Source organism: Peptacetobacter hominis, assembly GCF_006861675.1.
In the GTDB taxonomy this organism is placed as follows: Bacteria; Bacillota; Clostridia; order Peptostreptococcales; family Peptostreptococcaceae; genus Peptacetobacter; species Peptacetobacter hominis.
Genome location: NZ_SGJB01000008.1, coordinates 19,728 through 32,093, shown reverse-complemented (window position 1 = coordinate 32,093; position 12,366 = coordinate 19,728). Strand labels below are relative to the sequence as shown.

Annotated in this window: 13 protein-coding genes; all 13 read left to right on the top strand. The window is 34.1% G+C overall.

The window, feature by feature from the left end; genetic code table 11:
* Positions 1–9 precede the first annotated feature (9 nt).
* The 13 genes from ftsY (at position 10) to EXD82_RS05345 (ending at position 12,357) form a co-directional block, all read left to right on the top strand.
* Complete coding sequence (gene ftsY, locus EXD82_RS05405) at positions 10–1,302, top strand: signal recognition particle-docking protein FtsY (RefSeq protein ID WP_142535901.1); 1,293 nt, start codon at positions 10–12, stop codon at positions 1,300–1,302.
* A gap of 120 nt (positions 1,303–1,422) precedes the next feature.
* Positions 1,423–1,791, top strand: coding sequence for a YlxM family DNA-binding protein (gene ylxM / locus EXD82_RS05400; RefSeq protein ID WP_142535900.1), 369 nt, complete (start codon positions 1,423–1,425; stop codon positions 1,789–1,791).
* Positions 1,788–3,146: a signal recognition particle protein gene (ffh, locus tag EXD82_RS05395; protein ID WP_142535899.1), complete on the top strand. Its 1,359-nt coding sequence runs from the start codon at positions 1,788–1,790 to the stop codon at positions 3,144–3,146. The genes ylxM and ffh overlap by 4 nt, the downstream gene beginning before the upstream one ends.
* A 39-nt stretch (positions 3,147–3,185) precedes the next feature.
* The gene (rpsP, locus tag EXD82_RS05390; protein WP_142535898.1) at positions 3,186–3,437 is read left to right on the top strand and encodes a 30S ribosomal protein S16; all 252 of its coding nucleotides are present in this window, start codon (positions 3,186–3,188) and stop codon (positions 3,435–3,437) included.
* 18 nt (positions 3,438–3,455) lie between these two features.
* On the top strand, positions 3,456–3,683 hold the full coding sequence (locus EXD82_RS05385; RefSeq protein WP_142535972.1) for a KH domain-containing protein: 228 nt from the start codon (positions 3,456–3,458) through the stop codon (positions 3,681–3,683).
* Between the two features lie 90 nt (positions 3,684–3,773).
* The gene (rimM, locus tag EXD82_RS05380; RefSeq protein WP_246082014.1) at positions 3,774–4,289 is read left to right on the top strand and encodes a ribosome maturation factor RimM; all 516 of its coding nucleotides are present in this window, start codon (positions 3,774–3,776) and stop codon (positions 4,287–4,289) included.
* A gap of 8 nt (positions 4,290–4,297) precedes the next feature.
* Positions 4,298–4,990: a tRNA (guanosine(37)-N1)-methyltransferase TrmD gene (trmD, locus tag EXD82_RS05375; protein ID WP_142535896.1), complete on the top strand. Its 693-nt coding sequence runs from the start codon at positions 4,298–4,300 to the stop codon at positions 4,988–4,990.
* Positions 4,991–5,087: 97 nt separating this feature from the next.
* The gene (gene rplS / locus EXD82_RS05370; protein WP_142535895.1) at positions 5,088–5,441 is read left to right on the top strand and encodes a 50S ribosomal protein L19; all 354 of its coding nucleotides are present in this window, start codon (positions 5,088–5,090) and stop codon (positions 5,439–5,441) included.
* A 168-nt stretch (positions 5,442–5,609) separates the two neighbouring features.
* The gene (gene ylqF / locus EXD82_RS05365) at positions 5,610–6,503 is read left to right on the top strand and encodes a ribosome biogenesis GTPase YlqF (RefSeq protein WP_142535894.1); all 894 of its coding nucleotides are present in this window, start codon (positions 5,610–5,612) and stop codon (positions 6,501–6,503) included.
* A gap of 364 nt (positions 6,504–6,867) precedes the next feature.
* The gene (gene brnQ, locus EXD82_RS05360) at positions 6,868–8,166 is read left to right on the top strand and encodes a branched-chain amino acid transport system II carrier protein (protein WP_142535893.1); all 1,299 of its coding nucleotides are present in this window, start codon (positions 6,868–6,870) and stop codon (positions 8,164–8,166) included.
* 510 nt (positions 8,167–8,676) lie between these two features.
* A complete protein-coding gene (gene brnQ / locus EXD82_RS05355; RefSeq protein ID WP_142535892.1) occupies positions 8,677–9,951 on the top strand; it encodes a branched-chain amino acid transport system II carrier protein in 1,275 nt (424 codons plus the stop codon).
* 214 nt (positions 9,952–10,165) lie between these two features.
* Positions 10,166–11,449 (top strand): branched-chain amino acid transport system II carrier protein, encoded by a 1,284-nt coding sequence (gene brnQ, locus EXD82_RS05350; RefSeq protein WP_142535891.1) that lies wholly within the window; start codon positions 10,166–10,168, stop codon positions 11,447–11,449.
* A gap of 134 nt (positions 11,450–11,583) precedes the next feature.
* Positions 11,584–12,357 carry a ribonuclease HII gene (locus EXD82_RS05345; RefSeq protein ID WP_142535890.1) on the top strand — a complete coding sequence of 258 codons (774 nt, stop codon included), beginning with the start codon at positions 11,584–11,586 and terminating at the stop codon, positions 12,355–12,357.
* Positions 12,358–12,366: the final 9 nt, after the last annotated feature.

Genomic DNA, 12,366 nt, shown 5'->3' with positions numbered 1-12,366 from the left:
GAGGTATTTATGTTTAAAAAACTGTTTGGATTTGGCAAAAGTAAAAAAGAAGAAGAAAAAATAGAGGAGATATCAGTAAACGAGGAAACTGAATCCTCTGAAGTGGAAACAGAGGAAATAATAAATGATGAGACTGTTTCTATAGAGGAAGAAAATAAGGTAGAGGAAGAAGTGGCAGACTCTGAAGCTGAAAAAACAGAAGATATAAAAGAAGAAACTGATAATACTGAATCAGATGAGATTTCTGAAACGGAATACAACACTGTTGAAGAAACTGAACTTGAAGTATCTGAGAAAACTATTTCTGTAGAGGAAGTTACTGAAGATGTTTCTGTAAAAGAAAGTACAGTTGAGCTTAATGAAGGAAGAGAAAAACCTACAGAAAAAAAAGAAGGTCTTTTTGCAAGACTTAAAAAAGGACTTGAAAAGGCAAAACAGGGTATAACAGACAGAATAGACGAGGTTTTAAAATCATACACAAGCGTTGATGAAGAACTTTTTGAAGACCTTGAAGAAGTACTTATAACAGCAGATGTAGGTGTAAACACTACAATGGAAATAATAGAACAGCTTGAAGACAGAGTAAGAAGAAAGAAAATAACTGATCCTATGCTGGTAAGAGATGAACTTAAATCAATAGTTAGAGAAATACTTAGCAATGGAGAATGTAAACTTGACGTAGAACCATCTCCATGCATAATAGTTATGGTTGGAGTAAATGGTGTCGGTAAAACTACAACTATAGGAAAACTTGCCTCAAGATATAAATCAGAGGGGAAAAAGGTTATGCTTGCAGCAGCTGATACATTCAGAGCAGCAGCGACAGAGCAGCTTGATATATGGGCAAAAAGAACAGGTACTGATATAGTTAAGCATCAGGAGGGAGCTGATCCAGGTGCTGTTGTATTTGACGCTATAAAAGCTGCAAAAGCAAGACATGTGGATGTACTTATCTGTGATACAGCAGGAAGACTTCATAATAAAGCAAATCTTATGAATGAGCTTGGAAAAATATTCAAAATAATAAACAGAGAATTCCCGGAAGCAAAAAGAGAGGTGCTTCTTGTAGTTGATGCTACAACAGGACAGAATGCGGTTGTGCAGGCGAAAACATTCAAAGAGGTGGCAGATATAACGGGAATAGCTCTTACAAAACTTGATGGAACTGCAAAAGGTGGTGTAGTTCTTGCTGTTAAATCAGAAGTTGACGTACCTGTAAAACTTATAGGTGTAGGTGAAAGAGTTGAAGATCTTCAGGATTTTGATGCTGATTCATTTACAGACGCTCTTTTTGGAAACTAGTCTGTTACACAAAAAAGTTATTTTTTCAATAAAAATCGTTGACAAGACAGGGTGAATAATATAAAATATCATAGTGTAAAGTAATTAACCTTTACACTATTTACTTTAGGAAGTGAAGATATGAATCTTGATAAGATGATAGAGGTTGGACAGCTGTTTGAGCAGTATAAGGATTTACTTACTGAAAAACAGAGAGAAATAGTTTCTCTTTATTATGAGGAGGACTATTCATTGGGTGAAATAAGTGAAAATCTGAACGTATCAAGACAGGGTGTGTACGATACGCTCAAAAGATCTGAAAAGACAATGAAGGAATATGAACAAAAACTTCATCTTGTATCTAAGCTTCAGAAACAGGAAGAGACAATAAATCTTATAAAAGATAGAATTGTTGACATTAGATGTACTCTTTCTGAAAGAAAAGAGTGCATGGATTTAATCCCTGAACTGGAAAAAATAGAAGAAATATGCAGGGGGATAATAGAATGATATTTGAAGGATTATCTGATAAACTTCAGAACGCTTTCGGCAAACTTAAATCAAAGGGAAAGCTTTCTGAAAAGGATGTAAAAGATGCAATGAGAGAAGTTAAGCTGGCTCTTTTAGAGGCAGACGTAAACTTCAAAGTTGTAAAGGAATTTATAAAGAAGGTACAGGAAAGATGTGTTGGTCAGGAGGTTATGCAGAGCTTAACACCAGGTCAGCATGTTATAAAGATAGTCAATGAAGAGCTTACTGCACTTATGGGTGATGTTCAGAGTAAGATAATGATATCATCGAAGCCACCTACAGTAATAATGATGGTTGGTCTTCAGGGGGCAGGTAAGACAACTACTTCTGGAAAACTTGGTGGATACCTGAAAAAACAGGGTAAAAAGCCGCTTCTTGTTGCGTGTGACGTATACAGACCGGCAGCCATAAAACAGCTTCAGGTAGTTGGTGAAAAACTGGATATTCCGGTTTTCTCTATGGGAGACAAGGAAAATCCTGTAAATATAGCAAAGGCCGGATTTGAACACGCAAAAGCGAATTCAAACGATATAGTAATAATAGATACTGCCGGTAGACTTCATGTTGACGAACTTCTTATGGATGAGCTTAAAAATATCAAAGCTGAGGTTAAACCTCATGAGATACTTCTTACTGTCGATGCAATGACAGGACAGGATGCCGTAAATGTTGCAGAAAGCTTCAATGAAGCTCTTGGAATAGACGGTGTTGTTCTTACAAAGCTTGATGGTGATACAAGAGGTGGTGCAGCGCTATCTATAAGAGCTGTAACAAACAAACCTATAAAATTCATAGGTATGGGTGAAAAACTTGACGATATAGAACCTTTCCATCCGGACAGAATGGCTTCAAGAATTCTTGGCATGGGTGATGTTCTGAGTCTTATAGAAAAAGCCCAGGAAACAGTCGATCTTGAAGAAGCAAAAAAACTTGAGCAGAAACTGAGAAAACAGGAATTTGATTTTGAGGATTTGCTTTCACAGTTTGAGCAGATTCAGAAAATGGGATCGATGGAAAAAATACTTGGTATGATGCCTGGTATGGGTCAGTTAAAGGACCAGCTTGGAAATGTAGACCTTAATGGAAAAGAAATGAAAAGAACAAAGGCTATAATCCAGTCAATGACAATAGAAGAGAGAAGAAATCCTTCTATACTGAATGCTTCCAGAAAGAAAAGAATAGCGAAAGGAAGCGGAACATCGGTACAGGACGTAAACAGACTTATAAAACAGCTTAATGAAATGAAAAAAATGATGAAGATGTTTACAGGAATGACTGGTGGCAAAGGTAAGAAGAAAAGGGGCGGTTTTGCCGGATTACCTTTTTTTAAATAATAAAACAAAAATATAGAAAAATTTTCGGAGGTGGCTGTAATGGCAGTTAAAATAAGATTAAAAAGAATGGGAGCTAACAAAAAACCTTTCTACAGAATAGTAGTAGCTGATTCAAGAGCTCCAAGAGATGGTAAATTCATAGAGGAAATAGGATACTACAACCCAGTAGTAGAGCCAAAAGTAGTTAAAATAAACACTGAAAGTGCTGAAAAATGGTTAGCTACAGGAGCTCAGCCAACAGATACAGTTAAAAAATTATTAGAGCAGAACGGTGTTAAAACTTCTAAATAATAGGAGATGTTGGATATGATGAAAGAGCTAGTTGTAGATATAGCTAAGGCTCTGGTTGATAACCCCGATGAAGTAGTTGTTGTGGAAACAGAAGAAAATGGTGAAATAATCCTTAAACTTACTGTTGCACCTGACGATATGGGTAAGGTTATCGGAAAGCAGGGAAGAATAGCAAAAGCTATCAGAACTGTTGTCAGATCTGTTGCAAACAAAGAGAAGATAAAAGTTTCTCTTGAAATAGTATAACCAGGATTAGGTCTTTCTGACCTAATCCTTTTTTACAATATAGTAGAAAGTTAAATATATACCAATTAATATATAAGGTGGATAATTATTATGGAAAAAGTAACTCATTTTAAAGTTGGGAAGATAGTAAAGACTCAGGGTCTTAAAGGTGATGTCAGAGTTCTTCCTTCAACAGATGATATATACAGATTTGATTTTCTTGAAGTTTTCTATCTTGGAAATGACAGAGATACGGAATGGGAAATGGAAAACGTCAGATACAAAGGAAATCTTGTAATAATGAAAATAAAAGGTATAGATAGAGTAGAAGATGCTGAGAGGCTTGTTGGAAAAAATATCTACGTATCAAGAGATGAATCATTTGAGCTTGAAGAAGGAGAATTCTTCATAGCGGATATGATAGGAATAGAAGTATTCACAGTATCTGGTGAAAGAGTGGGAGTCTTAAAGGATGTGCTTCAGTATGCAGCAAATGATGTATATGTAATAAAAAATGATGAAGGTAAGGAATTCCTTATCCCTGCAGTTATGAAATTTGTACCTGAGATAGATATAGAAGAAGGAAAAATGATAATAGACCCTATAAAGGGAATGCTTGAGGACTAGGTGATAGTATGAGATTTCACGTTATGACGCTCTTTCCTGAAATGATTAATTCATATATGAATGAGAGTATCATGAAAAGAGCAATAGAAAAAGGGATTATAGAATTTAATGTATATAATATAAGAGATTTCTCTGAAAATAAACATAAAAAAGTAGATGACTATCCGTTTGGCGGCGGTGCTGGAATGGTAATGACACCTCAGCCTATAGTTGATACATACAGACATATTATAAAAACTAATAATATCGAAAATCCAAGGGTTATATACCTTACACCAAAAGGAAAGGTATATAATCAGGAGATAGCCAAGGAAATGTCTCTTGAGGACGATGTGATACTTCTATGCGGCCATTATGAGGGGATCGATCAGAGAGTAATCGATATGATTGTTACAGATGAAATTTCCATAGGAGATTATGTGCTTACAGGAGGAGAACTTCCGGCACTTATAATAATCGATTCTATATCAAGACTTATACCAGGGGTTCTCGGTCAGAATGAATCATTTGAAGACGAGTCATTTGAGAATAATCTTCTTGAATACCCACATTATACAAGACCGAGAGAGTTTGAAGGAATGAAAGTACCGGATGTACTTCTTTCCGGAAACCATGCAAATATTGAAAAATGGAGAAGAGATGAGTCTATAAGAATAACCAGAGAAAGAAGACCGGATTTATTAAAAAAGTCTTGCAGATAGGTTAAGCTTGTAGTATAATATAACTTGTCGAAAATACGGGCGTTCCTCTGTGCACCGGTCAAGCAGCAATGAACGTCTATGAACTTTAGGAGGAAAAATGAACGAAATAATAAGAGCAATCGAAAACGAACAGTTAAAATCAGAAGTTCCTAATTTTGGACCTGGGGACACAGTAAAAGTACACGTTAGAATCGTGGAAGGTAAAAGAGAAAGAATACAGGTATTCGAAGGTGTAGTATTAAAAAGACAGGGTGGAGGAGCTAGAGAAACTTTCACTGTTAGAAAAATGTCTTTCAACTGCGGTGTAGAAAGAACTTTCCCAGTACACTCACCAAAAGTAGAAAAAATAGAAGTAACTAGAAGAGGTAAAGTAAGAAGAGCTAAACTTGGTTACTTAAGAAACAGAGTAGGTAAAGCTGCTAAAGTTAAAGAAGCAAAAGGATACAAATAAGATCCGATTTAATATGAGAAAAAAGGGACTGATTAAATTTTATCAGTCCTTTTTCTATAATAGATGAGATATAAAAATTACAATTATATAATACTGATTTATATAAATCTTTAAAACTATTTTTTAACAAGTTGATGTGCGGATAAAAAATAACATAGGAGGATAAACATGAAAAGAGACGAATACGAATATCTTAGAGATGATAACCTGAATATAAACTGGTATCCGGGTCATATGAAAAAGACAAAAGACCTTATGAGAGACAATCTGAAGCTTGTAGATGTTGTTGTGGAGCTTCTGGATTCAAGAATACCATACAGCAGCAAAAATCCCGATATAGACAAGCTTACTGCTGGAAAGCCTAGAGTTGTAGTACTTAACAAAAGTGATATATCAGATAGAGCAAAATTAAACAGATGGATAAACTACTACAAGGAACAGGGAATAAAAGCTATTCCTATAGATGCCATGAAAGGTACCGGCGTAAATAAGATAATAGACGAGTGTAGAAATGCCGTAAGTGAAAAAATGGCACAGCTTAAAGAAAAAGGAAGAAAAGAAAGAGCTATAAGAATAATGATTGTTGGTGTTCCAAATGTTGGAAAATCATCTCTTATAAATAAACTTACAGGAAGAAAAAGTACTCAGACTGGAGATAGACCAGGTGTTACAAAGGGAAAACAGTGGGTAAAACTAAGAGGAAATCTTGAACTTCTTGATACTCCAGGTATACTGTGGCCTAAGTTTGAGGATCAGGATGTTGCACTTAACCTTGCATTCACAAGAGCTATAAAAGACGAAATCCTTGACATAGAAACACTTGCGCTAAGACTTATAGAGAAACTTATGGATATAGAGCCTGAAAAGCTTAGAGAAAGATATAAGCTTGAATCTCTTGGAGAAAGCGGTATAGAAACCATGGATATGATTGCAAGAAAAAGAGGTTTCATAACAGGAAGAAAAGAAATTGATTACACAAGAACAGCAACAACTGTGCTAAATGAATTTAGAACAGGTAAAATAGGTAATATAACACTGGAGGTTCCGGAAGATATAAAATAAATATATTTTTATAAAGTAAAGAGCTGATACATATAACGATATGTTATTGTATAAGCTCTTTTATTTTTTGTTAAAATACAGATTAATTGATTTATTTGCAGTATAAATTTTATAATACTGCAAAATTTAATGTGAAACAGATAAAATAATATTTAAAAGTAGGTTATTATTTGTTTTATATAACAGGATTGAAATAAAAGAATGACAAAAAGAAAACGATATTTTCAATTGTTTCAAATATAACTAAGAATATTCTGAAAATCTATTGACATCAATTATTCAGAAATATATAATAAATTTGAAAAATCAAAAAACAGAAAATGTTTTTATAAAGGAATAATTATTTTTATAGGAGGGTACAACAATGGGAACTCAGAATAACAGTTTTAAAGACATTATAGTATTTGGTTTTGCATTATTTGCAATGTTCTTCGGAGCAGGTAACCTTATATTCCCGCCATATCTTGGAATTATAACAGGGCCTCAGTGGCTTGTAGGTTTTGGTGGATTTACATTTGCCGATGCTGGTCTTGCACTTCTTGCAGTCATGGCAACAGCAAAATACGATGGAAACGTAATAGCATTATTTAAAAGAGCAGGATATAAATTAGCAGTAGTGCTTGCGTGTGCAGATATCCTATGTATAGGACCATTCCTGGCAATACCAAGAACAGGTGCAACAACATATGAAATGGGTGTAATGCCTCTTCTTGGAACAACTATACCGATAGCGGTATTTGCGGTTATATTCTTTGTAATAACATATGTGCTTACAATAAAACCTTCAAAGGTTGTTGATATAGTAGGTCAGTTCCTTACACCAGCACTTTTAATAGCTCTTGCAGTTATAATAATAAAAGGTGTAATACAGCCATTAGGACCAATAGTTGAAGAACCAATGATCGATGGTGTTGTAGCGGAAGGTATAGCACAGGGATATCAGACAATGGACGCATTTGCAGCAATAGCTCTTGCATCAGTTCTTATAGTATCTCTTAATGAAAAAGGATATTCAACAGTAGGCGATAAACTTAAAGTTATATTAAAAGCAGGAGCACTTGCATGTGTAGGTCTTGCACTTGTATACGGTGGTCTTTGCTTCCTAGGTGCTACAGTTTCTACTATGTATGGTGTTGATGCTCAGCAGTCTCAGGTTCTTGTAAATATAACTGAAGGTCTTTTAGGATATGCCGGAAAAGCAGTTCTTGCAGTGTGTGTTGCCCTAGCTTGTCTTACAACTTCAATAGGACTTACTTCAGCAACAGGACAGTTCTTTGAAAAACTTTCAAACGGAAAACTTTCTTATGGAAAAGTTGTACTTGCTGTATGTGTATTCTCAGCATGTATGGCATCTATAGGAGTTGGTGGAATAGTTGCAGTAGCAGCTCCAGTACTTAGTGTAGTATATCCTCCTACAATAGTTCTTGTAGTACTTGCATTCTTCACAGAAAAGATAAACAATGACAATGTATATAAATTTGCTGTATATACAGCATTAGTAATAAGCGTACTTACAGTTCTTACTGGATATGGAATAAATATACCTCTTGTAAATTCTCTACCTCTTGCAGGATTAGGATTTAACTGGGTAGTACCAACTATAATAGCAGGTATAATAGGACATTTTGTACCAGGTAAAAATTCAGAAAAAGAATTAGCTTAATACAACATAATAACACCCAATAATATTTATATAAAGGGTACTCTGATATTTATCAGAGTATCCTTTATTTGTGTGTATACATTAAGAATAAAGCATATAATTTATATAAAAAGCTGAAAAAATAAGAGGTTTATTTTTTAACAGTTGGGTGTTTGAAAATAGTATAAGTAAAGGTTATAAATAAGTATTAATTTAACAATAATACAAAATTATCTGAAAATGACAAAAAATATTGCAGTACATGCATGAATTATAAATTTATATATGCATTGAAATGTAGGGGATTATAATACAAAAATTTTAGATAAAATATATCAAATCAAAATTAAGAATAAATAACAAAGCGACATATAATATATACGATAATAAATGATAAATAAGATACAAAAAACTATGTTTGAAAATTCCTAAAAGTTTAATAATTTTAAAGATTATTGACTCGTAAAAAACTGAAATATATAATAAACAGGAAAATGTTATCACAGTTTATAAATTATATGGGGGTTAAAAATGGTACAGAAAAGTAAAAAAGATATACTTGTATTTGGTTTTGCATTATTTGCTATGTTCTTTGGTGCAGGAAATCTTATATTCCCACCTTATCTTGGGATTATAACGGGTCCTCAGTGGCTTGTGTCGTTTATAGGATTTACTCTTGCTGATGCAGGCCTTGCACTTCTTGCAGTAATGGCAGCGACAAAATTTGATGGAGATATAAACAGAATGTTTTCCAGAGCTGGAACAAAGCTTGGGATTGCTATCGGATGTGCAGATATTTTATGTATAGGGCCACTTCTGGCAATACCAAGAACAGGTGCCACAACATATGAAATGGGTATAATGCCTTTATTTGGTGATAAAATACCTGTGGCTATATTCTGTGCAGTATTTTTTATAATAACATATGTGCTTACAATAAAGCCTTCTAAGGTAATAGATATAGTAGGTCAGTTCCTTACACCGGCGCTTTTAATAGCTCTTGCTGTAATAATAGTAAAAGGAGTTATAAATCCTCTTGGTCCAATAATAGAGGAACCGATGATCGATGGTGTTGTGGCAGAAGGTATAGCGCAGGGATATCAGACAATGGATGCATTTGCAGCAATCGCACTGGCATCTGTTCTGATTGTATCAATGAATGAAAAAGGATATTCTACTACAAAGGAAAAACTTACAGCTATACTTAAATCAGGAGCTGTTGCATGTGTAGGTCTTGCTCTTGTGTATGGAGGTCTTTGTTATCTTGGAGCCACTGTATCTACTTTCAACGATGTAAATGCGGTTCAGACTCAGGTTATAGTGAATATAACTCAGGGACTTCTTGGAAATATAGGTAAATCAGTTCTTGCAGTTGCGGTTGCACTTGCATGTCTTACAACATCTATAGGACTTACATCAGCTACAGGGCAGTATTTTACAAATCTTACTAAAGGAAAAATATCATATACAACAGTTGTAACAATCGTATGTGTATTTTCAGCATGCATGGCATCTATAGGAGTTGGAGCAATAATAAAATTCGCATCTCCGATACTTAGTATAGTATACCCTCCGACAATAGTAATGATAGTGCTTGCATTCTTTACTGAAAAAATAAAAAATGATAATGTATTTAAGTTCTCAGTGTATATGTCAATACTGATAAGTGTACTTACAGTTGCAGGAAGTTATGGAATATCAGTTCCAATAGTTAATTCTTTACCGTTTGCATCGTTAGGATTCAACTGGATTGTACCTGTTGTCATAGCTGGAATCATAGGGAACTTTATAAAAACAGGTAAATAGATAGATATTCATTATTATACCCCGGACTATTATATCCGGGGTATTTTATATGCTAATAATAGTAAAGTGTGATGAATTTTGTGAAAATTTTATAAATTGAAAAAATCTATTGACACTACTCTCTGTAAAATGTATAATTAAGACGGAAATAGAAATTATAGAAATTTTATGAATTATTTAAAAATTTAACTTTTCAAAGAGAAGGGGTGTTATTATGGGTAAACAAATAAAGTTAAAGGACTTAGTAGTAGTTGGTTTTGCGCTGTTTGCAATGTTCTTTGGAGCAGGTAACCTTATATTCCCGCCTTATCTTGGTGTTCAGTCAGGATCAAGCTGGTTTACAGGATTTATAGCTTTCCTATTTGCAGATGGTGGTATCGCATTACTTGCAGTTATAGCAGCTACAAGATTCAATGGGGATACATCAAAGATGTTCGACAGAGCAGGTAAAAAACTTGCAGTTGTACTTGGATCAGCAATCGTTATATGTATCGGGCCACTTCTAGCAATACCTAGAACAGCAGCTACAACATATGAAATGGGTATACTTCCAACAATAGGACCAGGATTCAACAGTATACTTTTCTCAGTAATATTCTTTGCACTTACATTAATACTAACAATAAGACCTTCAAAAGTTGTTGATATAGTAGGACAGTTCCTTACACCTGCATTATTAATAGCTCTTGCAGTACTTATAGTAAAAGGAATAATATCTCCACTTGGAGAAATAAGACCAGATGCATTAATACCATCAGTGTTTGCAGAAGGTATATATCAGGGATATCAGACAATGGATACATTAGCAGCTACTGTATTCTCTACAATAGTAATTGTATCTATAACAGAAAAAGGTTATGAAGATGAAGCTTCAAAAGTTAAGGCTACAATAGGTGCTGGTGTAATAGCAGTTGTAGGTCTTGGACTTGTATACGGTGGTCTTTGCTACTTAGGAGCAACAGTTTCTACTCAGTATGGATTAGAAGTTGAACAGACTGCACTTATAGTTGCAATAACTGAAGCATTACTTGGACAGACTGGTAAAGTTCTTCTAGCTATAATAGTTGCACTTGCATGTTTAACAACAGCTATAGGATTATCTTCAGCAGCAGGAAGATATTTCTCAGGAATAACTAACGGAAAATTAAAATATGAACATATAGTAATAGCAGTATGTGTATTCTCAGCGATAATATCAAACTTCGGTGTTAGCACAATAATAAAATTCTCAGCACCAATACTAAGTATAGTTTATCCTGCAACAATAACATTAATCATACTTTCACTATTCGGAAAGAATATCAAAAATGACAATGTGTTTGTATGTGCTACATATATGGCATTACTTGTAAGTGTACTTACAGTTCTTACTGGATATGGAGTTAATATACCATATATAAACAATTTACCACTTGCAAACCTAGGATTTAACTGGGCAGTTCCAGTAATAATAGCAGCTATAATAGGAAACTTTATACCATCTAAAAAAGCTGCATAGCACAAAATGGTGAATATTTAGGTCGCTCTAAAAGGGCGACCTTTTTATTGTATATCCAGCTATATCTATGTATACGAAAATATGCAGAATTGTTGTATAATTATATGTATGAATATATAGAATGGAGAAAAGTTATGATAGAAAAAAGTGTAAAGGAAATAAAAGAAATAGCGGATTCTCTTGAAGAAAGTGAATATCTTCAGTTTATAGAAGATATAAAAGGAGATGAAAGAAAATCTGTACAGAAAATAGCCATAAGTATGGCTAAGAAACTGGATAAAATAAGAGCCGAAGAAGAGAGATTGAAAAAAATAAATATATATGAGAACGAAGGATATGAAAAAGGTTATGTATATATAGCAGGCGTAGATGAAGCTGGAAGAGGTCCTCTTGCAGGTCCTGTAGTGGCAGCAGTGGCTGTTATGAAGAAAGACTGCAGAATAAAGGGCATAAATGATTCCAAAAAGCTAAGTGAAGAAAAAAGAAATGAACTTTTTGATATTATAAAACAAGAAGCTGTTGATTTTGGTATAGGTATAGTTGGAAATGAAGAAATAGACGAATATAATATACTGAATGCAACATATATGGCTATGAAAAAGGCTATAAACTGTTTAAAAAAATCACCGGATTATATACTTGCAGATGCGGTTACAATACCAGGGATAGATATGGATCAGAAAGCAATAATAAAAGGAGATTCAAAATCTGTATCAATAGCAGCAGCAAGTATTCTTGCAAAGGTTACGAGGGATTCAATAATGTATCAATATGATGAGATATATCCGGAATACGGATTTGCAAAACATAAAGGGTATGGAACTTCAGAACATTACAAGGCAATTGAGGAATACGGTATAACACCTATTCACAGAAAGAGTTTTCTGAAGAATATAATAGAAGATTAAAGAGGGAGT

Bases quoted from the DNA above. Each gene is read 5' to 3' on its own strand.
- brnQ (WP_142535891.1), top strand. From the start codon at position 10,166: ATGGGTAAACAAATAAAGTTAAAGGACTTAGTAGTAGTTGGTTTTGCG.
- brnQ (WP_142535893.1), top strand. From the start codon at position 6,868: ATGGGAACTCAGAATAACAGTTTTAAAGACATTATAGTATTTGGTTTT.
- ftsY (WP_142535901.1), top strand. From the start codon at position 10: ATGTTTAAAAAACTGTTTGGATTTGGCAAAAGTAAAAAAGAAGAAGAA.
- ylxM (WP_142535900.1), top strand. From the start codon at position 1,423: ATGAATCTTGATAAGATGATAGAGGTTGGACAGCTGTTTGAGCAGTAT.
- rpsP (WP_142535898.1), top strand. From the start codon at position 3,186: ATGGCAGTTAAAATAAGATTAAAAAGAATGGGAGCTAACAAAAAACCT.
- EXD82_RS05345 (WP_142535890.1), top strand. From the start codon at position 11,584: ATGATAGAAAAAAGTGTAAAGGAAATAAAAGAAATAGCGGATTCTCTT.
- brnQ (WP_142535892.1), top strand. From the start codon at position 8,677: ATGGTACAGAAAAGTAAAAAAGATATACTTGTATTTGGTTTTGCATTA.
- rplS (WP_142535895.1), top strand. From the start codon at position 5,088: ATGAACGAAATAATAAGAGCAATCGAAAACGAACAGTTAAAATCAGAA.
- EXD82_RS05385 (WP_142535972.1), top strand. From the start codon at position 3,456: ATGAAAGAGCTAGTTGTAGATATAGCTAAGGCTCTGGTTGATAACCCC.
- trmD (WP_142535896.1), top strand. From the start codon at position 4,298: ATGAGATTTCACGTTATGACGCTCTTTCCTGAAATGATTAATTCATAT.
- ylqF (WP_142535894.1), top strand. From the start codon at position 5,610: ATGAAAAGAGACGAATACGAATATCTTAGAGATGATAACCTGAATATA.
- ffh (WP_142535899.1), top strand. From the start codon at position 1,788: ATGATATTTGAAGGATTATCTGATAAACTTCAGAACGCTTTCGGCAAA.
- rimM (WP_246082014.1), top strand. From the start codon at position 3,774: ATGGAAAAAGTAACTCATTTTAAAGTTGGGAAGATAGTAAAGACTCAG.